The sequence below is a fragment of the Oceanicola sp. 22II-s10i genome (genome assembly GCF_002210105.1).
In the GTDB taxonomy this organism is placed as follows: Bacteria; Pseudomonadota; Alphaproteobacteria; order Rhodobacterales; family Rhodobacteraceae; genus Pseudooceanicola.
The window spans coordinates 191,958-212,591 of sequence record NZ_AQQU01000002.1; the positions used below are offsets into that span (position 1 = coordinate 191,958).

At 69.1% G+C, this 20,634-nt stretch carries 18 protein-coding genes; 13 read left to right on the top strand and 5 right to left on the bottom strand.

Going from position 1 to position 20,634, the window contains the following annotated elements; all coding sequences use genetic code 11:
- Positions 1-56 precede the first annotated feature (56 nt).
- A complete protein-coding gene (locus ATO6_RS08925) occupies positions 57-1,829 on the bottom strand; it encodes an SLC13 family permease (RefSeq protein WP_088623643.1) in 1,773 nt (590 codons plus the stop codon).
- A 268-nt stretch (positions 1,830-2,097) separates the two neighbouring features.
- Between ATO6_RS08925 and ATO6_RS08930 the strand changes: the two genes are divergently transcribed.
- The 6 genes from ATO6_RS08930 to ATO6_RS08955 all read left to right on the top strand — a co-directional run bounded on the left by ATO6_RS08930 (position 2,098) and on the right by ATO6_RS08955 (position 7,272).
- Positions 2,098-4,500 (top strand): DEAD/DEAH box helicase, encoded by a 2,403-nt coding sequence (locus ATO6_RS08930; protein ID WP_088623644.1) that lies wholly within the window; start codon positions 2,098-2,100, stop codon positions 4,498-4,500.
- Between the two features lie 79 nt (positions 4,501-4,579).
- Positions 4,580-5,065 (top strand): hypothetical protein, encoded by a 486-nt coding sequence (locus tag ATO6_RS08935; protein ID WP_088623645.1) that lies wholly within the window; start codon positions 4,580-4,582, stop codon positions 5,063-5,065.
- Between the two features lie 66 nt (positions 5,066-5,131).
- Positions 5,132-5,545: a hypothetical protein gene (locus tag ATO6_RS08940; protein WP_088623646.1), complete on the top strand. Its 414-nt coding sequence runs from the start codon at positions 5,132-5,134 to the stop codon at positions 5,543-5,545.
- Positions 5,542-5,805 (top strand): hypothetical protein, encoded by a 264-nt coding sequence (locus ATO6_RS08945; RefSeq protein WP_088623647.1) that lies wholly within the window; start codon positions 5,542-5,544, stop codon positions 5,803-5,805. The genes ATO6_RS08940 and ATO6_RS08945 overlap by 4 nt, the downstream gene beginning before the upstream one ends.
- An 84-nt stretch (positions 5,806-5,889) precedes the next feature.
- Positions 5,890-6,630 carry a YebC/PmpR family DNA-binding transcriptional regulator gene (locus ATO6_RS08950; protein WP_088623648.1) on the top strand — a complete coding sequence of 247 codons (741 nt, stop codon included), beginning with the start codon at positions 5,890-5,892 and terminating at the stop codon, positions 6,628-6,630.
- A 72-nt stretch (positions 6,631-6,702) separates the two neighbouring features.
- Complete coding sequence (locus tag ATO6_RS08955) at positions 6,703-7,272, top strand: DinB family protein (protein WP_088623649.1); 570 nt, start codon at positions 6,703-6,705, stop codon at positions 7,270-7,272.
- On the opposite strand, the gene ATO6_RS08960 is transcribed toward ATO6_RS08955, so the two are convergent.
- The gene (locus ATO6_RS08960; protein ID WP_088623650.1) at positions 7,257-8,165 is read right to left on the bottom strand and encodes a LysR family transcriptional regulator ArgP; all 909 of its coding nucleotides are present in this window, start codon (positions 8,163-8,165) and stop codon (positions 7,257-7,259) included. The genes ATO6_RS08955 and ATO6_RS08960 overlap by 16 nt on opposite strands.
- Positions 8,166-8,252: 87 nt before the next feature.
- Here ATO6_RS08960 and ATO6_RS08965 point away from each other — a divergent pair, with 87 nt between their 5' ends.
- From ATO6_RS08965 to ATO6_RS08975, 3 genes are all read left to right on the top strand, one after another.
- Positions 8,253-8,870, top strand: coding sequence for a LysE/ArgO family amino acid transporter (locus tag ATO6_RS08965; protein WP_088623651.1), 618 nt, complete (start codon positions 8,253-8,255; stop codon positions 8,868-8,870).
- A gap of 69 nt (positions 8,871-8,939) precedes the next feature.
- Entirely contained in the window at positions 8,940-9,845 is a 906-nt protein-coding gene (locus tag ATO6_RS08970) for a DMT family transporter (RefSeq protein ID WP_088623652.1), read from the top strand.
- Positions 9,842-10,405 carry a hemerythrin domain-containing protein gene (locus ATO6_RS08975; protein ID WP_088623653.1) on the top strand — a complete coding sequence of 188 codons (564 nt, stop codon included), beginning with the start codon at positions 9,842-9,844 and terminating at the stop codon, positions 10,403-10,405. Before ATO6_RS08970 ends, ATO6_RS08975 begins: the two co-directional genes overlap by 4 nt.
- A gap of 84 nt (positions 10,406-10,489) precedes the next feature.
- On the opposite strand, the gene ATO6_RS08980 is transcribed toward ATO6_RS08975, so the two are convergent.
- The 3 genes from ATO6_RS08980 to ATO6_RS08990 all read right to left on the bottom strand — a co-directional run bounded on the left by ATO6_RS08980 (position 10,490) and on the right by ATO6_RS08990 (position 14,992).
- Positions 10,490-10,906, bottom strand: a complete 417-nt coding sequence (locus tag ATO6_RS08980) for a cytochrome c (protein WP_254919100.1) — start codon at positions 10,904-10,906, stop codon at positions 10,490-10,492.
- Positions 10,907-10,982: 76 nt separating this feature from the next.
- A complete protein-coding gene (locus ATO6_RS08985) occupies positions 10,983-14,117 on the bottom strand; it encodes an error-prone DNA polymerase (RefSeq protein WP_088623654.1) in 3,135 nt (1,044 codons plus the stop codon).
- A 167-nt stretch (positions 14,118-14,284) separates the two neighbouring features.
- Positions 14,285-14,992, bottom strand: coding sequence for a DUF1028 domain-containing protein (locus ATO6_RS08990; RefSeq protein WP_088623655.1), 708 nt, complete (start codon positions 14,990-14,992; stop codon positions 14,285-14,287).
- A gap of 104 nt (positions 14,993-15,096) precedes the next feature.
- Here ATO6_RS08990 and ATO6_RS08995 point away from each other — a divergent pair, with 104 nt between their 5' ends.
- The 4 genes from ATO6_RS08995 to ATO6_RS09010 all read left to right on the top strand — a co-directional run bounded on the left by ATO6_RS08995 (position 15,097) and on the right by ATO6_RS09010 (position 20,631).
- Positions 15,097-16,680, top strand: coding sequence for an ABC transporter substrate-binding protein (locus ATO6_RS08995; RefSeq protein ID WP_088623656.1), 1,584 nt, complete (start codon positions 15,097-15,099; stop codon positions 16,678-16,680).
- A gap of 135 nt (positions 16,681-16,815) precedes the next feature.
- Positions 16,816-17,763: an ABC transporter permease gene (locus ATO6_RS09000; RefSeq protein WP_088623657.1), complete on the top strand. Its 948-nt coding sequence runs from the start codon at positions 16,816-16,818 to the stop codon at positions 17,761-17,763.
- A gap of 25 nt (positions 17,764-17,788) precedes the next feature.
- Positions 17,789-19,672, top strand: a complete 1,884-nt coding sequence (locus ATO6_RS09005) for a dipeptide/oligopeptide/nickel ABC transporter permease/ATP-binding protein (protein ID WP_088623658.1) — start codon at positions 17,789-17,791, stop codon at positions 19,670-19,672.
- Complete coding sequence (locus tag ATO6_RS09010) at positions 19,669-20,631, top strand: ABC transporter ATP-binding protein (protein ID WP_088623659.1); 963 nt, start codon at positions 19,669-19,671, stop codon at positions 20,629-20,631. Before ATO6_RS09005 ends, ATO6_RS09010 begins: the two co-directional genes overlap by 4 nt.
- The last annotated feature ends 3 nt before the right edge of the window (positions 20,632-20,634 follow it).

The window sequence follows — 20,634 nt, forward strand, 5'->3', positions numbered from 1 at the left end:
AGAAGAAGCAGGGGACCTGCGAGACATGCCGTCAGGTGTGGCCAGCGGCCGCGGGGTCAGAGGGGCCAGAAGATCAGGATGGCGGGGATCGAGACGGCGATGACGAGGATCTCCAGCGGCAGGCCCATGCGCCAGTAGTCGCCGAAGCGGTAGCCGCCGGGGCCGAGGACCAGCGTGTTGTTCTTGTGGCCGATCGGCGTGAGGAAGGCGGCCGAGGCGGCGACCGCGACGGCCATCAGGAAGGGATCGGGCGACACCTCGAGCGAGCGGGCCATCTGCACGCCGATGGGGGCCGCGACGATGGCCGTGGCGGTGTTGTTCAGCACGTCCGACAGCGTCATCGTGACGACCATCAGCGCGGTCAGGATCGCCCATGCCGGCCAGCCGTCGGTCAGCCAGACCAGCCCGTCCGAGATCAGCAGCGTGCCGCCCGAGGTCTCGAGCGCGGCGCCGAGCGGGATCATCGAGCCGAGCAGGACCACCACGGGCCATTCGACATGGTCGTAGAGTTCCTGCAGCGGCAGGATCTTGAACAGCACGTAGCCCACCACCACGATGCCGAGCGCGACGGGCAGGTAGAGCAGACCGAGCGAGGCGATCAGCACGGCCGCGCCGAAGAGGCCGATGGCGAGCCAGGTCTTGGAGTTCTCGGTCACCGTCAGGCCACGGTCCGCGAGGGTCAACCCGCCAATCCATTCGGCGACGTCGGGCCCGGTGTCCTTGGGCACCAGCAGCAGCAGGATGTCGCCCGCCTCGATCGAGGTGCGCCGCACCTGCGAGCGGATGCGCGTGCCCTTGCGCGAGATCCCCATCAGGAGCGCCCTTTGACGCCACGACAGGCCGACGCCCTGCGCCGAACGTCCCACGAGGCGGCTTTCGGCGGGCACCACGACCTCGAGGATGTCGAGCCCTTCGCCGGTGGCGGTCAGCAGTTCCTCGCGGCGTTCGTCGGAAAAGGCCAGCGACAGGGCGGTGCGGAATTCGTCCAGCGCCTCGGGCGAGCCTTCGAGGACCAGCGCGTCGCCCGCCTGCAGCACGTTGTTGCGGGCGTTGCCGTAGAGGCGGCGGTCCTCGCGGATCAGGCCGATGATCGCGATGTCGGCCTTTTCCGCCGTTTCCCACAACTCGCCGACCCGCTTGCCGATCTGGTCGTTGCCCTCGGGCAGCGTCAGCTCGGCCACGTATTTCTGGAACTCCGATCCGAGGCCGGTGGCATCCGCACGCTGCGGGATGAGCCGCCAGCCGACGGTGGCGACGAAGGCGAGGCCCGCGATCGCGGCGACCGCGCCGACAGGGGCGAAGTCGAACATGCGGTAGGGTTCGCCGAGCGCATCGGCGCGGAAGGTGGCGATGATGATGTTGGGCGGCGTGCCGATCAGCGTGGCCATGCCGCCGAGGATCGTGGCGAAGCTGAGCGGCATCAGCGACAGGCCCGGCGCGCGCCCGGCCTTCTGCGCGGTCTGGATGTCGACCGGCATCAGCAGCGCCAGCGCGGCCACGTTGTTCATGAAGGCCGACAGGACGCCGCCGATCCCGCCCATCAGCGCGATATGCGCGCCGAGCGAGCGGGAACTGTCCACAAGCGTCCGGGTGATCAGGTAGACCGCCCCCGACCGCACGAGGCCCGCCGAGACGATCAGCACCAGCGCGACCACCAGCGTGGCCGGGTGGCCGAAGCCCGAGAACGCGTCGTCCGCAGGCACGACGCCGAGGACCACCCCGATCAGCAGCGCCGAAAAGGCGATGACATCATAGCGGAAGCGGCCCCAGAGGAGCATGGCGAACACGCCGATGAAGAGCGCGAAGAGCGAAATCTGATCGAATGTCATCTGGCACATCTAGCGCGGGATTGGCCGCGGCTACAGCCGGAACTGAAAAAAGTCAGACACTTGTCCCATGATCGCTTCGGGGCCGGGTTTGTGCGCGGCGGGGCAGGCCACCGCGTTCGCCTGCGGGTCGCCGCCTGCGCCCGCGATTCACGCGAATTCCCCTGTATACAGGGCCGCGCGACTGCTGTAGGAGGGCGCTTTCCCAACCCTGTCCCGTCGGACAGCGCGGCCCGCTTGCGCCGCATGCCTAACTCAGATCGGTTTCCCCATGATCCAAGCCCTGTCAGATGCGCTGTCCGAGCGCGGTTACGAGACGTTGACCGCCGTGCAGGAGGCGGTGACCGCCCCCGAGCTGCAGGATGCGGACCTCCTCGTGTCCGCGCAGACCGGGTCGGGCAAGACCGTGGGCTTCGGCCTCGCCATCGGGCACACGCTGCTCGGTGATGACGAGATGATGGGCCCGGCGGGCGCGCCGTTGGCGCTGATCGTGGCCCCGACGCGGGAACTGGCGTTCCAGGTGATGCGCGAACTCGGCTGGCTCTATGCCAAGGCGGGGGCGCGGGTGACCTCCTGCGTCGGCGGGATGGACATGCGCGACGAACGCCGCGCGCTGGAGCGGGGGGCGCATATCGTCGTCGGCACGCCCGGCCGCCTGCGCGACCACATCCAGCGCGGATCGCTGGACATGAGCGCCCTGCGCGCCGTGGTTCTGGACGAGGCGGACGAGATGCTGGACCTCGGCTTCCGCGAGGATCTGGAGTTCATGCTTGCCGAGGCGCCCGAGGACCGGCGCACGTTGCTGTTCTCGGCCACCGTGCCGCCGATGATCGCGACGCTGGCGCAGAACTACCAGCGCGACGCCGTGCGCGTGACCACGGTGTCCGAACGGTCGCAGCATGCCGACATCGCCTATCAGGTGCTGCGCGTGGCGCAGTCGGATGCCGAGAACGCGATCATCAACATGCTGCGCTATCACGATGCGCAGAACGCGATCGTCTTCGCCAACACCCGCGCGGCGGTGAACCGGCTGATGGCGCGGTTCGCGAACCGGGGCTTTTCCGTCGTCTGCCTGTCGGGCGAGCTGAGCCAGACTGAACGCTCGCATGCCCTGCAGGCGATGCGGGACGGGCGGGCGCGGGTCTGCGTGGCGACCGATGTCGCGGCGCGGGGGATCGACCTGCCGAACCTCGAACTGGTGATCCACGCGGAACTGCCGACGAACTCCGAGGGGCTGCTGCACCGGTCCGGGCGGACCGGGCGGGCGGGGCGCAAGGGGATCTCGGCGCTGATAGTCACGCCGAAGATCGTCAAGCGGGCCGAGCGGCTGCTCAAGATGGCGCGGGTTCAGGCGGAATGGACCACCGCGCCGGGCGCGGACGAGATCCTGCGCCGGGACGAGGAGCGGCTGCTGGCCGATCCGGTCTGGGAAGAAGAGATCACCGAGGACGCGGCCGTCTTCGCCGACAAGCTGCTGGCGCTGCATACGCCTGAGGTCATCGCGGCGGCCTACCTGCGGCTCTACCGTGCCAAGCTCTCGGCGCCCGAGGACCTGTCGGACCCGGATACGCGCGAGGAGCGGCGCGAGCGTCCGCCCTTCGGGCCGAGCGTGTGGTTCGCCCTGTCCGTGGGCCGCAACGACCGGGCCGAGCCGCGCTGGCTGCTGCCGCTGATCTGCAATGCGGGCGGAATGGACAAGGACGCGATCGGCGCGATCCGCATCCAGCCCAACGAGACCTACGTGCAGATCGCCGAGGCCGCCGCGCCGCTGCTGATGGAAAAGCTGGGCGCGGGTGGCGAGCTGGAAGGCGGCGTGAAGCTGAAGCTGCTCGACGGCGAGCCGGAACAGCGTATGCCGCAGCGCCGCGAGGACCGGCCAGCCCCGCCCAAGCGGCGGTCTGAGCCGAAGCCGCGGGTGGAGCCCGAGGCCTTTGCGCCGGAGCGGGGCGATGCGCCCGCCGAGGTCGCCGCGCCCTCCGCCGAGATCGGAGAGATCCCGGCGGTGGAGGACGCGCCGCGCGAGACCTCCGGGCGGCCCAAGCGGGTGTGGGATGGTGACAAGCCGCGCCGCGAGGATGGCGATGACCGTCCGCGGAAGCCTTATGGCGACAAGCGCGAGGACGCGCCGCGTCGCGGCAAGAGCGAAGGCTACAAGAGCCACGGTGCCGGGCCGAAACCGCGCGGCGACCGGCCGGGGGGCAAGCCCTACGGTGCGCGCTCCGATGCGGGCGAAGGCGGACCGCGTCGCGGCAGGAGCGAAGGCTACAAGAGCCATGGCGACGGGCCGAAGCCGCGCGGCGACCGGCCTGCGGGCAAGCCCTATGGCGCGCGTCCCGACCGGGGCGAGGGCGGACGGCCTGAGGGCGGCAAGGGCGGTTATGCCCGCAAGGAGTCCTCGGGTCCGGGCGGCAAGCCTGCCCGTGGCGGGTTCAAGGGCGGCGATGCCCGTCCGCAGGGCGCCCCTGCGGCGCGGCGGGCGGATGCCTCCGACACCTCCAAGCGGTTCGAGGCACCGGGCAAGCCCGGCGGGCGTCCGGCGGGCAAGAGCTTTGGCAAGGGGCCGGGGAAACCCGGTGGCAAACCCTTTGGCAAGGGCCCCGGCAAGCCGGGCGGCAAACCCGCCGGCAAGCGCCCGGATGGCGGCATGCAGCCGCCGCGCCGACCCAGGTCGTAACCGCATATCCGGCCATTCGGCGCGGGGACTTGGACCCCGTGCGGACCGGGGCTAGTGTCCCGGCAGGGGTCGGAGGTGCATGGCAAAGGTCGGGTTTCATTTCACGCAGGCGTTCCTGAGCGGACCGCCCGCCGCCGCGACGGCGGGGCCGAGCCGCAAAGCGGAGCTCGAGGCCGCGCACCAACGGCTCTACCGCGCCCTGCGCCGGATCGAGCGGGCGGCGGATCCGCGCTGGCTGACGCTGTCTCATCTCGACGCCGCCGCCCATGTCCGGGCGGGTTATCCGCCGGCGGAATTCGGTGCCTTCCTGTCGGCGCTGGACGCGGGGAAAGACCTCGTGCGGTTCCGGGACATTGTGGGTCTGAAGGATGCGGACGAGGAGGGCTACCTGACACGATACGCGGGCGCGGGCGACCTGCATTGCGCGGCGCTGTTCACGTGCGCGCCCTCGGCGCGGATGGTGTTCTTTGCCGTGGACGGCAAGACGGCGATCTCCACCCTGATCGGACAGATGAAATCCGCCGCCGAGGCGCGGAAACTGATCGCGGGCGCCCGGCGGCTATAAGCTGCTTGCGTTGACTTGCAAGGCAACGGACCCTATATGGTGTCTTGCAAGACAACGGAGGATCCCATGGCCTACGCGGAAACCCACGACAGCGGCAAGACGCCCAAGCCCCGCAAGGGCGCGCGGGGCGGCAAGCGGCAGGAAACGGCGGCCCCGGACGCGGCCAGGCTGATGAAGTCGGGCGACGCGGCCGGGATGGACGCGGCGTTCGAGGCGATGTCGCCCGAGGCCCGCAAGGAGGTCTTTGACGGCATCGGCAAGGACGTGGCGCGGGTGCTGGGGGCCGAGGCCCTCGGGCATATGCTGCGCGACAGCGGTATGAGCGGGCGCGAGATCGACGCGCGCTTCGGCTATGACCACGCGGCGCTGTCGCGGACGGCGAACGGGAAGTCCGTCTCCGGCCCGACGCTGTGGCGGCTCTTCGCGCTGGCCGAGGCGCTCGGCTTCGACATCGAGTTGAAGGTGACCAAGCGCACATGACCCGGTCCGAGGCGCTGGCCGCGCTGATCGTCATGATCCCGGCAGTCTGGGGCGCGGCGCATCTGGCGTGGTCCCGCGTGACCGAGATCCGCGCCGACCGGCTCGAGGCGCGGCAGGGCGATGCGGCCGAGGTCACGATGCTGCGCCAGCGGGCGCGGACGCTCAAGGATTTCTCGTCGCTGCTGCCCTCGTGGATGCTGGCGGTGCTGATCGTTGGCCTCGTATGGCGCTGCGGACAGCTGATCGCGGCGCTTCTCTGACCGCCATGGCTTGCGGCGCGCGTGTCTCTTGAGATATAGCGGCGCGACCGATCCAGACCCCACTTCAGAACCGAGGAAAGAGCCATGGCAGGCCATTCCAAATGGGCCAACATCCAGCACCGCAAGGGTCGTCAGGACGCCGCGCGGTCCAAGCTGTTTTCCAAGCTCTCGAAAGAGATCACCGTCGCCGCCAAGATGGGCGACCCCGATCCCGAGAAGAACCCGCGCCTGCGCCTTGCGGTGAAGGAAGCCAAGGCGGCCTCCTGCCCGAAGGACGTGATCGAGCGTGCGATCAAGAAATCCGTGCAGGGCGAGGGCGATGAATACGAAGAGATCCGCTATGAGGGCTATGGCCCCGGCGGCGTCGCCGTCATCGTCGAGGCGATGACCGACAACCGCAACCGCACCGCGTCCAACGTCCGGTCCTACTTTGCCAAGAACGGCGGCAACCTGGGCGAGACCGGGTCGGTCGGCTTCATGTTCGAGCGCAAGGGCGAGATCGTCTACACGCCGGACGCCGGTGACGCGGACACGGTCATGATGGCCGCGATCGAGGCGGGCGCCGAGGATGTCGAGAGCTCGGACGAGGGGCATGTCATCTACTGCGCCGACACCGATCTGAACGAGGTGGCGACGGCGCTGGAAGGCGAACTGGGCGAGTCGGAATCGACCAAGCTGATCTGGAAGCCGATGACGACGACCGAAATGGACCTCGAAGGCATGCAGAAGCTGATGAAGCTGATCGACACGCTGGAGGACGACGACGACGTCCAGCGCGTCACGGCGAACTTCGAGGCGGCCGACGAGGTGATGGAGGCGCTCTGAGGCGCTTGCCGTCACGTATCGCGGGCTTAGGGTGGGCGGCGCAAGCCGCCCATTTTCGTTCCGCGAGGCCCCATGACTCCCGATCCCCGAGATCCCTGCCGCCCGCACCGCCTGATGGCGCGGCAGAACGCGCTGGCCAATGTCGCGCTGCATGCCGCCTGCGCACAGCTGGCGCCGGGTGAGTGGGAGGCGGAGCGGGTCAGCTTTTTCCCTTCGATCAGGGAGACGCTGAACCACCTGTGGACGGTCGATGTCTTCTATCTCGACGCGCTGCATGGCGGGACCACCGGCTATGCGCATCGGGACAACCCGGTGCCCTGGCCGGACCTCGCCGATCTGGCGCGGGAACAGCGCAGGGCGGACCTGTCGCTGGTGGCCTTCTGCGACGCGCTGACGCCGCCCGACCTCGACCGGGTGGTCGAGGTCCACCGGCCCGGCGGGTTCCAGTATGAGGCGCTGCCGGAACTGCTGCTGCACATCGGCCTGCACGCGGTCCATCACCGGGGGCAGGCCCATGCGATGCTGGCGGGGACGAGCGTCGCGCCGCCACAGCTGGACGAGTTCATCTGCCGGGGCGAGGGCAATGTCCGCGCCGACCAGATGGCGGTGCTGGGGTGGAGCGAGGATTACCTCGCCTCGTGACGCTCCGCAGGGTGCAGCACCCGCGCTGCCTCCGCCCGGATCGCGGCGGTGACCGGGGCCAGCGCGGGAGCCATCCGGCGCGAGACCTGCCAGTAGAGCGGCGTGTCGAGATGAGCGTCGGGCAGCAGCGGGACGAGACGTCCCGTGGCGAAGGCATCGCGCAACATGGGTTCGGGGTTCATGCCCCAGCCGAGACCCGCGCTGGCGGCGTCTATGAAGCCTTCGGTCGAGGGGATGTAGTGCGTTGGCGGCGGCGGCCCCTCGCCGAAATGTCGTTGCAGCCAGATGGCTTGCAGGCGGTCCTTCAGGTCATAGGTGAGACAGGGCGCGGCACGCAGCGCGGGGCCGGTCACACCGTCGGGACAGTGCCGCGCGATCCACGCCGGGCAAGCGGTGGCGAAGTAGCGGATGCTGCCAAGGGGGATCGCGTCGCAGCCGTGCGGCGGTGTCGCGGTGCCGGTGATCGCGGCCATGACGGCGCCCCGGCGCAGCCAGTCGGCGGAATGGTCCTGATCGTCCACCACCACGTCGAACAGCAGCCCCGGCTGCGCCGCCTCGGCCTGTGACAGCGCCGGGATCAGCCAAGCGGCGAGGCTGTCGGCATTCACGGCCAGCCGCAACGTCACCGGGCCCGGCTGGTCCGCGCCGATGTCCGCCAGCGCCCGCGCCTCCATCAGCGCCACGTCCTCGGCATGGCGGGCGAGGCGGAGGCCGGTTTCCGTCCCGGTGCAGGGGCTGCCGCGCAGGACGAGTGGCTGGCCGACCTGCACCTCCAGCGCGCGGATACGCTGGGACACGGCGGACTGCGTGATCCCGAGGCGCGCGGCGGCGCCGTCGAAGGAGCCAAGCCGAAGAACGGCGGCGAGGGTGGCGAGCTGGGCATGGTCTAACATTAGAGGTGCTTATGCAGGGCAAGAGTTTCGCGTTTGTCTAATGGATAGGGCGCGGCTAGTCACCCTCTGAACGACATGAGGCAGACCATGCAGGACGCAACCATCGCCGCCGCGACGGCGGGCTTCACGCTCGGCTTTTCGCTGATCCTCGCGATCGGGGCGCAGAACGCTTTCGTGCTGCGGCAGGGGATCCGGCGCGAGCATGTCGGCCCGGTCGTCGCGCTCTGTGCGCTGTCGGACGCGCTGCTGATCTCGGCGGGGGTGCTGGGCTTCGGCGCGCTGACCGCGCGGCTGCCCTGGCTGGAGCCGGTGTTCCGCTACGGCGGCGCGGCGTTCCTGGTCTTATACGGGGCGATGGCGCTGCGATCGGCCCTGCGCGGCAGCGGGGCGCTGACGGCGGCCGAGGGGGCGGAGCGGCAGCCGCTGGCGCGGGTGCTGCTGATCTGCGCGGCGCTGACATGGGGCAACCCGCATGTCTACCTCGACACGCTGGTGCTGATGGGGGCCGTCAGCGCGCAATGGCAGGCGAAGGGCGCCTTCGCGGCGGGGGGCATGACTGCCAGCCTGATCTTCTTCACCCTGCTCGGTTACGGCGCGCGCCTGCTGGCGCCGCTCTTCGCGCGACCCGCCGCGTGGCGGGTGCTGGACGGCATCGTCACGGCGGTGATGTGGAGCATCGCGGGACGGCTGATCCTGGGCTTCTGACGTTTTGCGCAAACGTGCAGATGACCGGTCGCCACTTGCCGACCGGCAGGCTTCATGCTTGGTGGAGATATGAACGACATTGCGTCCAACCGCCCGGTTGCCGGCATCCTCTACATGGTCGCGGCGGGCATCATGTTCGTCGGCGTGAATGCCGGGGTCAAATACCTCGGCCCGCGCGTGCCCGCGCCCGAGGCGGCCTTCCTGCGCTATTCGCTGGGCCTCGTCCTGCTGATCCCCACGATCCGTCCGATCTTCGCCGCGCGGCTGACCGGCCGGCAATGGCGCATGGTCGGCATGCGGGGGCTGTTGCACGGGATGGGCGTGGGGCTGTGGTTCTTTGCCATGGCGCGGATCGAGATCGCGGACGTGACGGCGATCAACTACCTGTCGCCGATCTTCGTCGCCATCGGTGCGGCGCTGTTTCTCGGCGAAAAGCTGGCCTTCCGCCGGATCGCGGCCATCGTGATCGGCCTGCTCGGGGCGCTGGTGATCCTCAGGCCCGGCGTGCGCGAGGTGGGGCTGGGCCATTACGCGATGATCGGCGCGGCCTTCGTGTTCGCGATTTCCTACATGATCGCCAAGCAGTTGTCGGACGAACTTCCCCCGATGGTCGTGGTCGCGCTGCTGTCGATCTCGGTCGCCATCGTGCTGGCCCCCGCCGCCATCGCGCAATGGGTCATGCCCGATCTGGAGACGATCGTGGTCCTGTTCCTCGTCGCCTGCGTGGCCACCACAGGGCACTACCTGATGACACGCGGGCTCAGTTGCGCACCCATAACCGTGACGCAGCCGGTGACGTTCCTGCAGCTTCTGTGGGCGGTGATGCTGGGGGCCATGGCCTTTGGCGAACCCGTGGATCCCTACGTCATCCTTGGCGGCGGGATGATCATCGCCGCCGTCAGCTTCATCACGTGGCGTGAGGCGCAGGTGCGCAAGCAGGTGCTGACGCCGCCGCCGAACGCGACCAAGCTGTGACCGCTCCGCTGGCGCTCGAAACCCGCAAGGGACTGCCCGAGGAACTGCGCGTCCTCGTGAAGCAGTATCCCCGCGAGATGTGGCAGGGGCATGCGAATTTCGGCGGGCTGACGGCGTTCTGGCTGGACCGGCACATGATGTTCCGGGGGCTGATCGACAAGCTGGTCGAGGGCTCCGAGATCCGGCTGGACCGGGGCGATCCGCGCTTCGGTCCGGAACTGTCGCGCTACACCGGGTTCTTCCTGAACCAGCTGCACCATCACCACATGATCGAGGACCAGCATTACTTCCCCCAGTTCATCCCGCTGGATGCGCGGCTGGAGCGGGGGTTCGAGATCCTCGACCACGATCACCATGCGCTGGACGGCCATATCCACGCGCTGGCCGAGGGGACGAATGCCGTGCTGGGGCTGATCGCCGAGCGGCGGGACGAGAAGGACGAAGTCGCGCGGCTGCTCGCGGCGCAGCGGGATTTCCGGCGCTTCCTCGACCGGCATCTGGAGGACGAGGAAGAGCTGATCGTGCCGGTGATCCTCGAATACGGGGTGGACGACGGCTGAGACCGACGGCCGCGGGGGCCAGCCCCCGCACCCCCGGAGTTTATCCGGCCAGATGAAGCAGGGGATCGGGCCCTTTCGGGGCCGTCAGCTCTGGATGCTTTTCAGGTAGGCCAGCAGCCCGGCCAGTTCGCGGGGCGTCGGGGTCCAGATGCCGTCGATCTTGACGGGGACGGTGTCCTCGGCCATCTCCGCGCCGAACTCGGGCATGACGCGGGCGAGGTGGCCCTGTCCCGGTCCGCCGTAGATATAGGCCAGCGCCTTGGCGTCGGGGAAAGTGCCGCCGTTCCGGCGGCTGAGGCGCGTCAGGTCGGGCGGCGGCTTGGGCAGTCCGCTGGCCGCCGGGCCGTCGCCGCGCGCGGTGTCGCCGTGGCAGGCGGTGCAGTTTTCCGCAAAGAACGCCGCCCCGTCGCGGCGGTCGGGCATCGGTGCGGGTTCGTTGCAGGCCGCGAGGGTCAGTGTCGCCGCCAGTGCGAGGGTCGCCTTGATGATGGGTCTGCTCATGTCGTCCTCTGTCGCCGTTCCGGAACCTTGTGACATGCCGAGGGCAGCTGGCGACATGATGTAGCTCAAGGCGCGATCAGGCCGGAGGATCCCCGCCGTCCCGCCGCGCGGTCCCCATGCCCGGCGTCAGCACGTGTCGCAGCAGCGCCACGGGATGCGCCTTGAGCGACAGGCGGGTGGCGACGAAATCCTCCACCACCTCCTCGCCCAGTGTCATCCGGGGCAGGGCGGCGGCGGGTTCGACGATCCCCTCGCCATCCATGTCGCCCGCGAAGAGCGGCAGCTCGCGCCCCGGCGCCAGCGCCTTGGCCTCCCACAACGCCTCGCGCCGGGTCAGGCCGAGCGAGGCGAAGGCGTCCGCCTCGGCCAGCCGTTCGAGGATATGCGGCGGGATGCCCGCCCGCCGCCAGACATCGGCCACCGAGCGGTAGCCGTTGCCGCGCGCCGCCGCGATCCAGTCCGCCTCCTCGGACGCCAGCCCCCGGATCTGGCGGAACCCGAGCCGCAGCGCCAGTTCGCCCGAGCCGGCGCGCTCCATCACGTTGTCCCAGTAGGAGGCCGAGATATCGACCGGCAGCACCGTGACCCCGTGTTCGCGGGCGTCGCGCACGATCTGGGCGGGGGCGTAGAAGCCCATGGGCTGGGAATTCAGCAGCGCGCAGGCGAAGATGCCGGGGTAATGCCGCTTGATCCACGCGCTGGCATAGACCAGCAGGGCAAAGCTCGCGGCGTGGGATTCCGGGAAGCCGTAGCTGCCGAAGCCCTCGATCTGGGAGAAGCAGCGGGCCGAGAATTCCTCGTCATAGCCGTTGCGCTTCATCCCGCGCATGAAACGCTCGCGGAATTCACTGACATTGCCGTGCTTCTTGAAGGTGGCGAGCGCCCGGCGCAGGCGGTCGGCCTCGTCCGGGGTGAAGCCCGCGCCGATGATCGCGATCTGCATCGCCTGTTCCTGGAACAGCGGCACGCCGAGGGTCTTGGCCAGCACGGCCCCCAGTTCGTCCGAGGGGAATTCCACCTTCTCCTCGCCGTTGCGGCGGCGGATGTAGGGGTGCACCATGTCGCCCTGGATCGGGCCGGGGCGGATGATCGCCACCTCGATCACCAGGTCGTAGAACTGGCGCGGGCGCATCCGGGGCAGGAAGTTCATCTGGGCCCGGCTTTCGACCTGAAAGACGCCGATGGTGTCGGCGCGGCAGAGCATGTCGTAGACACGGGCATCCTCGGGCGGGATCGTCGCCAGCGTGTGATCGGCGCCCTCGTGCTGCGACAACAGGTCAAAGGCCTTGCGGATGCAGGTCAGCATCCCGAGCGCCAGCACATCGACCTTGAGGATCCCCAGCGTGTCGATGTCGTCCTTGTCCCAGCAGATGACCGTCCGGTCCTCCATCGTCGCGTTCTCGATCGGGACCAGTTCGTCGAGTCGGCCTTCGGTGATGACGAAGCCGCCGACATGCTGGCTGAGGTGCCGGGGAAAGCCCTCGATCTCGTAGACCAGTTGCATGGTCTGGCGCAGGCGCGGGTCGCGCGGGTCGAGGCCGATCTCGCGGAACCGCTCCTCGGCCACCGCATCGGCCGAGAAGAAGCCCCAGAGCTGGGAGGACATGGCGCTGATCGTGTCCTGCGTCAGCCCCATGGCCGCGCCGACCTCGCGGATCGCGCGCTTGCCGCGGTAGTGGATGACCGTGGCGCAGAGGCCCGCGCGGTGGCGGCCGTAACGCTCGTAGATGTGCTGGATAACCTCCTCGCGCCGCTCGTGTTCGAAATCGACGTCGATGTCGGGCGGCTCGTCGCGGGCCTCGGACACGAAGCGTTCGAAGACCATGGTGCCGATCTCGGGGGAAACCTCGGTCACGCCGAGGCAGTAGCAGACGACGGAATTCGCCGCTGAGCCGCGCCCCTGGCAGAGGATGTCGCGGGATCGGGCGAACTGCACGATGTCGTGGACGGTGAGGAAGTAGGGTTCGTATTTCAGCTTGCCGATCAGGTTGAGTTCGTGGGCCAGCAGGCCCTTCACCTTGTCCGGCGCGCCATGCGGGTAGCGCCAGGCGAGACCGGCACGCGAGAGCCGGGCGAGCCGCTCGGCCGGGGTTTCGCCGGGCGAGATCTCCGACGGGTATTCGTAGCGCAGCTCGTCCAGCGAAAAGGTGCAGCGGGCGGCGAGCGCCGTGGCGTTGGCGATCGCCTCGGGCTGGTCGCGGAAGATGCGGGCCAGTTCGGCGGGGCCGCGCAGGCGCTGTTCGGCATTGGCGAGCGCCGCCCGGCCGAGCGCGTCGACACGGGTCCCGGTGCGGATCGCGGTCAGCACGTCGGCCATCCGGCGCCGCGCGCCGTGGTGCATCAGAGGGCGGGCCGAGGCGAGAGTGGGCAGACCGAGATGCGCGGCCAGCCGGGTGAGGGCGGCGAAGCGCGACGGGTCCTCGCCGTCGTAGCGCGGGGAGAGGACGAGGTGCAGGCGGCCGGGAAAGAGCGCGTGCAGGCGGCGGGCGTGGGGGAGCCATGCCTGACGTCGCTCCAGGCTGCCGATGCCGGGGGCTGACCCGACCGTCCCCTCCGGACCGCTCGCGGTCCGGATCGTGCCAGACCCCCAGGGCGGGCGCGATCCGGCGAGAACCGCGCCACCTTCGCTCCGCTGATGCTTTTGAGAACCGGCCGTGCCAGGTTCCACGCCGCCCTCGGGGCCGGGCGCGATCCCGCCTCGCTCAGCCAGCGCGCCTCTCCGCAGCGTCCCGGCCCCTTCCGGCCCGTGCAGCACCCCTTGCAATCCTTCCGTCCCGATCTCGGCCAGATCGCCGATCCGCAGCAGGCAGGTGCCCTTCTCCGCCCTCAGCCGCCCGCGCGAGATCAGGCGGCAGAGGCGGCCCCAGCCGGCGCGGGTCTCGGCCAGCAGGGTGACGGCCACCCCCTCCTCGAACACCATTCGCGCGCCCGCGATCAGGCGGGGCGTCACCCAGTCGTGCGGCGGCGGGCTGCCCGGCGGGGCGGGGGGGCCGATAAGGCCGTGCGCCGCGTCGAAGGCCCGCCGTTCGGCCACCTGCCGCGCGATCTCGCGCGCGGCGGCATGGGCGCGGACGATCCCGGCGACCGAGTTCTCGTCGGTCACCGCCAGCGCGCCGATGCCGAGCTCGGCCGCGCGCGCGACGAACTCCTCGGGGTGCGAGGCCCCGGTGAGGAAGGTGAAGTTCGAGGTGATGCAGAGCTCGGCGGTCATGGTGGGGGCAGTATATTCACGTTTTGTTCTTTTTTGGAGTCCCGACGTGGCGCCAGTGGAGAGGCCGGGGGGCTGTCTGCCCCCCGGACCCCCCGAAAGTATTTTTGACCAGAAGAAGCAGGGGACCTGGGCGCGATCCGGCAGGGCGGGGCGGTCGTCAGGCGGCGTCAGGCCTTGGAGGAGGCCTGTTCCGCCACGACCTCCATCTCGTCGGGCTGCGGGGCGCGGAAGGGGTCGCTGAACGTGGGGACCACGTCGCACCAGCCGGCGTAGGGCTGGCTCTGCGACCGTTCGTAGAGCGCGCGGAGTGCGGCGAGGGGGCGGTCGGACATGTCGATCCGCAGGGTCAGGGGGGCCATGTCGGACCCGAGGATCAGCAGCGCGGCGGATTGCAGGCCGCGGGAATCACTGCCCGCCGCGGCCCCCGCGTCGAGCGCGGCGAGCAGGCGTTCGGCGAAGGGCAGGGTGCTGCCCGAATAAGCGGCGAGCGCGGCGTCGAGGACCTCTTCGCCCGTCAGGAGGTTGCCCGCGACGATGGCGCCGGGTTCGGACCGGTGCGAGGCGGCGGGCACGGAATGCGCGCCGGTGAAGGCCCCGGTGCCGCCCGAAAGGTCCAGCGCGGAGAGCTGGCGGTAGTCGCGGCCCGCATCCGGGGAAACCGTTGACGCAACGGCACTTTCCGCCGTCTCGCCCGCCTGCATCCGGTCCAGCACCGCATCGCCCCAGAGCGTCGAGGGCGCGGTGCCCTGGCTGGCGGACATGCCGGCGCCGACGCGCCCGCGCAGCACCCAGCCACCGACGCAGAGCGACCCGGTCGCCGCAGCGCCGCCGAGGATGCCCGTTTCGGCGTCACGGGCGAGGATGGAATAGGTCATGGGCGGTCTCCGTCTTTCTTGGACTTGAATTTATCATGAAAATTTGCCCTCATTCAATTTATCATGATGAATAAAGTGAAGAGCCTGCTGCAAAGGAGAGGCCGATGAAACAGGGTATGCTCAACTGGACCCGCCGTGGCGTTCTGGCCGCCGGGGTCGCCATGACGATGGCCCTCGGGGCCACGATGCCCGCCGGGGCGCAGACGCCGCCGGGGGTTCTGATCGTCGGCCAGATCGCGGAGCCGAAGGCGCTCGACCCCGCCGCGGTGACCGCCGTCAACGACTTCCGCATCCTGATGAACGTCTACGACGGGCTGGTGCGCTACAAGTCCGGCACGCTGGAGGTGGAGCCCGCGCTGGCCGAAAGCTGGGAGATCAGCGAGGACGGCAGCGTCTATACCTTCAAGCTGCGCGAGGGGGTGACCTTTCACGACGGCTCCGACTTCAACGCCGAGGCGGTGAAGTTCAACTTTGACCGGATGCTGAACGAGGATCACCCGTTCCACGACACCGGTCCGTTTCCGCTGGCCTTCTTCTTCTCGGCCGTGGAAAGCACCGAGGTGGTCGACGATTACACGGTGAAGTTCACGCTGAACGGCCCCTATGCGCCGTTCCTGTCGAACCTCGCCTATCCGACCGGGCTGATCGTGTCGCCCGCCGCCGTGGAACAGCACGGCGCGGATTTCGGCCGCAACCCCTCGGGCACCGGGCCGTTCAAATTCGCCGAGTGGCGGTCGAACGAGGCCGTGGTGGTGGAGAAGAACGCCGATTACTGGGACGGCGCGCCGTCGCTGGAGGCCGTGGTCTTCCGCCCGATCACCGACGCCAACACCCGCACCGCCGAGATGCTGGCGGGCGGGATCGACGTGATGGTCGAGGTGCCGCCCGTCGCGCTGTCGGAATTCCAGGGCGACACCTTCGAGGTGCTGGAACAGGCCGGACCGCATGTCTGGTTCCTGATCCTGAACGCCAAGGAAGGCCCCTTTGCCGACAAGAAGGTCCGGCAGGCCGCGAACTACGCGATCAACAAGTCGGCGCTGGTCGACAACGTGCTGGAGGGCACCGCCGACGTGGCCGCCGGGCCGACGCCGCCGGCCTTCGCATGGGCCTACAACGAGAGCCTGGAACCCTATCCCTACGATCCGGACAAGGCCAAGGCGCTGCTGGCCGAGGCCGGGGCAGAGGGGGCGGAGCTGACCTTCTACGTCACCGAAGGGGGCTCGGGCATGCTCGACCCGATCGCCATGGGCACCGCGATCCAGGCGGATCTGGAGGCGGTCGGCTTCGATGTGAAGATCGAGACCTACGAGTGGAACACCTTCCTCGGGCAGGTGAACCCCGGTCTGGAGGGCAAGGCCGACATGGCCGAGATGGCGTGGATGACGAACGATCCGGACACGCTGCCCTATCTCGCGCTGCGCACGGATGCCTGGCCGGACAAGGGCGGGTTCAACTCGGGCTACTATTCGAACCCCGAGGTGGACACCCTGCTGGAAGAGGCGCGCGTCGCGACCGACCAGGACAAGCGCGCGGAGCTCTACAAGCAGATGCAGACCATCGTGCAGGACGACGCCCCCTGGGTTTTCGTCGCGAACTGGAAGCAGAATGCGGTGATGTCCGACCGGGTGGAGGGGTTCACGCTCGAGCCGTCGTTCTTCCTGCTGCTCGACGATGTCGTGAAGAACTGAAGGGTTCGGGCCGCCGGGGGCGGCCCGACCAGCGCGCCGGCCTGCGGCCGGCGCGTGCCTCCGGCGGGCATATTTCCGGCAAGATGAAGCCGGAGGCCCGCGCCAGTGAGACGCCAGCTTCCTGGAGGGACCGGCATGACTGGATATATTCTGAAAAGACTGATCTCGGCGATCCCGGTGCTGTTCGGCATCACGGTGATCGTGTTCCTGATCATGGCGATGATCCCCGGCGATCCGGCGACCGCGATCCTCGGGTCCTACGCCACGCCCGAGAATGTCGAGAAGCTGAACCGTGATCTCGGCCTCGATCAGCCGCTTGTGGCGCGGTATTTCATCTGGCTCGGCAACATGCTGCAGGGGGACTTCGGGCGCAGTTTCGCGCTGAACCGCCCCGTTCTGGACGAGGTGCTGGACCGCTTTTCGGCCACGCTGATCCTTGCGGGGACGTCCTTCGTGCTCTGCGCCGTCTTCGGGATCGCCGCCGGGGTCGTGTCCGCGGCGCGGCAGTACGGGTTCGCGGACAAGGCGATCACCTTCGCCGTCCTGCTGGGGATTTCGATCCCCTCGTTCTTCCTCGGGATGATGATGATCCTGATCTTCGCGGTGAACCTGAAGTGGCTGCCGGTGTCGGGGATGTACGCGATCTATGGCGGGGGCGACCTGCCGGACCTGTTCTGGCACCTGCTGATGCCCGCGCTGGCGCTCGCCGTGGTGGCCACGGGAGTTGTGGCGCGGCTGTCGCGCTCGGCCATGCTGGAGGTGCTGCGGCAGGACTTCATCCGCACCGCGCGCGCCAAGGGCGTGAACGAGCGGCGGGTCGTCTGGCGGCACGCGCTGAAGGCTGCGATGGTCAGCATCATCCCCGTGCTGGGGATCCAGGCGGGCTTCGTGCTGTCGGGGGCCGTCTATATCGAGATGGTGTTCCAGTGGCCCGGCGTGGGGCGGATGCTGGTGGATGCCATCCTCAAGCGGGACATCCTGCTGGTGCAGGGGGGCGTGGTGTTCGTCGCCGCCTGCTACGTGCTGTTCAACATCGCGGTGGACGTGGCGCAATCGCTGCTCGACCCGCGGATCAAGACGTGAGGGCCCCGGACATGGAGGTCACGGCATGAAGAAGTTCTTCCAACTCCTCATCCGCAATCGCCTGGCCGCCGCCGGGGGCGTGGCGCTGAGCATCGTGGTGCTGCTGGCGCTGCTGACGCCGATCCTGCCGCTGCAGGAGCCGAACGTCACCAACACCGCCAACCGCTTCGTGAAGCCGTTTTCCGAAGGGCATCTGCTGGGCACCGACCACCTTGGGCGCGACATGCTCTCGCGGCTGCTCTGGGGGACGCGGCTGAGCCTCGCCGTCGGGTTCGCGGCGGCGATCTTTGCGGCTTTCTTCGGGGCGGCGATCGGGATCGTCGCGGGCTATTTCGGCGGGCGCACGGACAACATCATCATGCGCGGCGTCGACATGCTGATGGCCTTTCCCTACATCCTGCTGGCGCTGGCCATCGTCGCGGCGCTCGGGCCCGGTCTGGTCAATGCGCTGATCGCGGTGGCGGCCGTGAACGTGCCGTTCTTTGCCCGGAATATCCGGGGCGTGACGGTTGGGATCGCGCACAAGGAATTCGTGGACGCGGCCCGGCTGGCGGGCCTGTCGAACACGCGGATCATCCTGACCGAGATCCTGCCGAACGTGATCCCGGTGATCGTGATCGCCATGTCGACCACCATCGGCTGGATGATCCTCGAGACGGCGGGGCTGTCGTTCCTCGGTCTCGGCTCTCAGCCGCCGCAGGCGGACCTCGGGTCGATGCTGGGCGAGGCGCGGTCGGCGCTGATCACCAACCCGCATACCTCGGTCGTGCCGGGCGTGATGATCCTGATAATCGTCATGGGCATCAACCTGCTGGGCGACGGCGTGCGCGATGCGCTGGACCCGCGCCTGCGGTCCGGGGCGCTGACCCGGCCGATGGCGGCCACGGTGGTCGAGCGCGAGAGCCAGCCGCCCGCCGCCCATGCCGAGGGCGTGCTGACGATGACCGACCTGGAAACGCAGTTCCACGTCGGCGAGCGGGTCTACAAGGCGGTCAACAAGGTGTCGCTGAACGTGGCGCCGGGCGAATGCCTCGGCGTGATCGGGGAGAGCGGGTCGGGCAAATCCGTCACTGCGCTGTCGGTCATGGGGCTTGTCGCCTCGCCGCCGGGGGTGATCGTCGGCGGGTCCGTGCGCTACAAGGATGCGGAGCTGATCGGGATGAAATACGGCCGCCTGCGCGAGCTGCGCGGCGACCGGGTGGCCTATATCTTCCAGGACCCGCTGGCGACGCTGCACCCGCTCTACAAGGTGGGCGACCAGCTGGTCGAGGCGATACAGGTGCACCACAAGGTGGGCCGCGCCGAGGCGTGGAAGCGGGCGGTCGACCTGCTGAAACAGGTCCGCATCCCGAACGCCGAGAGCCGGGCCGAGAGTTATCCGCACGAGATGTCGGGCGGGATGCGGCAGCGGGTCGGGATCGCGATGTCGCTGGCCAACGATCCGGACGTCATCATCGCGGACGAGCCGACGACGGCGCTGGACGTGACCGTGCAGGCGCAGATCCTGTCGCTGCTGAATGACCTCAGGCGCGAGCGCGGGTTGGCGATCATCTTCATCACCCATGATTTCGGCGTGGTGGCGCAGCTCTGCGACCGGGTGGCGGTGATGTATGCGGGCCGGATCGTCGAGGAAGGGCCGACGCAGGCCGTGCTCGACGCGCCAGCGCATCCCTACACCAAGCGGCTGATCGCCTGCGTGCCGGAACTGGGCGAGGGACGGCGCAGGCTGGAGGCCATTCCGGGCCTGCCGCCCGCCGTCGACCGGCTCGACCCCGGCTGCGCCTTCGCGCCGCGCTGTCTGAAGAAGGAGGCGGCCTGCGTCACGCGCGAGATCGAGCTGGCCCGTGTCGGGGGCCGCGCGGTGCGCTGCCTCTATCCCGAAACCGATCTGAAGGAGGCGGCGGAATGAGCGCGGCGCTGAAACTGGAGAACCTGTCCAAGGCCTTCCCGGTCGGCAAGCGCCTGTTCGGCGCGCCCAAGGGGATCGTCCATGCGGTCCAGCCCGTCGATCTGGTGGTCGAGGAGGGCGAGACGCTGGGGATCGTCGGCGAGAGCGGCTGCGGGAAGTCGACGCTGGCGCGGATGCTGGTCGGGCTGCTGCCCGCGAGCACCGGGTCGATCGAGATCGGCGGCAAGCCCCTGAACAACGCGGACCCGGCGGAGTTCGGCAAGCGGATCCAATATGTCTTTCAGGACCCGATTTCCTCGCTCAACCCGCGCAAGACGATCCGGCAGGTGATGGAAGCGCCGCTGAAGCGGCTGCACGGAATGGGCAAGGCCGACCGGGACCGGCGGATCGCCGAGATCTTCGACAGCGTGAACCTGCGGCAGGAATTCCTGGAGCGCTATCCGCACGAATTCTCAGGCGGGCAGGCGCAGCGGATCGGCATCGCGCGGGCGCTGGCGGCGGAGGCGAAGATCCTGATCCTCGACGAGCCGGTCTCGGCGCTGGACGTCTCGGTGCAGGCGCAGGTGCTGAACCTGCTGGCCGATCTGAAGGCGAAGCTGGGGCTGACCTATCTCTTCATCTCGCACGATCTGGCGGTGGTCGAGGCGGTGTCGGACCGGGTGGCGGTGCTCTATTTCGGCTCGGTGGTCGAGGTGGGGCGGGCCGAGGACATCTTCCGCGCGCCGAAGCATCCCTACACCCGCCTGCTGGCCAACTCTGCGCCTGTCGTGGGCCGGCCGCTGACGGCGCCGGAGGGGCGCGAGACGGAACTGCCGGACCCGCTGAACCCGCCGCCCGGCTGTCCGTTCAAGCCGCGCTGTCCGCGGGCGACAGACGAGTGTGCGGCGGCGCGGCCGGGACTGTTGCCGGACGAGGGGCACCGGGTGGCCTGTATTCATCCGTTAGGGGCGGGTGACTGAGGC

Excerpts from the sequence above, each read along its gene's own strand:
- ATO6_RS08925 (WP_088623643.1), bottom strand. The coding sequence starts at position 1,829 with ATGACATTCGATCAGATTTCGCTCTTCGCGCTCTTCATCGGCGTGTTC.
- ATO6_RS08930 (WP_088623644.1), top strand. The coding sequence starts at position 2,098 with ATGATCCAAGCCCTGTCAGATGCGCTGTCCGAGCGCGGTTACGAGACG.
- ATO6_RS08935 (WP_088623645.1), top strand. The coding sequence starts at position 4,580 with ATGGCAAAGGTCGGGTTTCATTTCACGCAGGCGTTCCTGAGCGGACCG.
- ATO6_RS08940 (WP_088623646.1), top strand. The coding sequence starts at position 5,132 with ATGGCCTACGCGGAAACCCACGACAGCGGCAAGACGCCCAAGCCCCGC.
- ATO6_RS08945 (WP_088623647.1), top strand. The coding sequence starts at position 5,542 with ATGACCCGGTCCGAGGCGCTGGCCGCGCTGATCGTCATGATCCCGGCA.
- ATO6_RS08950 (WP_088623648.1), top strand. The coding sequence starts at position 5,890 with ATGGCAGGCCATTCCAAATGGGCCAACATCCAGCACCGCAAGGGTCGT.
- ATO6_RS08955 (WP_088623649.1), top strand. The coding sequence starts at position 6,703 with ATGACTCCCGATCCCCGAGATCCCTGCCGCCCGCACCGCCTGATGGCG.
- ATO6_RS08960 (WP_088623650.1), bottom strand. The coding sequence starts at position 8,165 with ATGTTAGACCATGCCCAGCTCGCCACCCTCGCCGCCGTTCTTCGGCTT.
- ATO6_RS08965 (WP_088623651.1), top strand. The coding sequence starts at position 8,253 with ATGCAGGACGCAACCATCGCCGCCGCGACGGCGGGCTTCACGCTCGGC.
- ATO6_RS08970 (WP_088623652.1), top strand. The coding sequence starts at position 8,940 with ATGAACGACATTGCGTCCAACCGCCCGGTTGCCGGCATCCTCTACATG.
- ATO6_RS08980 (WP_254919100.1), bottom strand. The coding sequence starts at position 10,906 with ATGAGCAGACCCATCATCAAGGCGACCCTCGCACTGGCGGCGACACTG.
- ATO6_RS08985 (WP_088623654.1), bottom strand. The coding sequence starts at position 14,117 with ATGACCGCCGAGCTCTGCATCACCTCGAACTTCACCTTCCTCACCGGG.
- ATO6_RS08990 (WP_088623655.1), bottom strand. The coding sequence starts at position 14,992 with ATGACCTATTCCATCCTCGCCCGTGACGCCGAAACGGGCATCCTCGGC.
- ATO6_RS08995 (WP_088623656.1), top strand. The coding sequence starts at position 15,097 with ATGAAACAGGGTATGCTCAACTGGACCCGCCGTGGCGTTCTGGCCGCC.
- ATO6_RS09000 (WP_088623657.1), top strand. The coding sequence starts at position 16,816 with ATGACTGGATATATTCTGAAAAGACTGATCTCGGCGATCCCGGTGCTG.
- ATO6_RS09005 (WP_088623658.1), top strand. The coding sequence starts at position 17,789 with ATGAAGAAGTTCTTCCAACTCCTCATCCGCAATCGCCTGGCCGCCGCC.
- ATO6_RS09010 (WP_088623659.1), top strand. The coding sequence starts at position 19,669 with ATGAGCGCGGCGCTGAAACTGGAGAACCTGTCCAAGGCCTTCCCGGTC.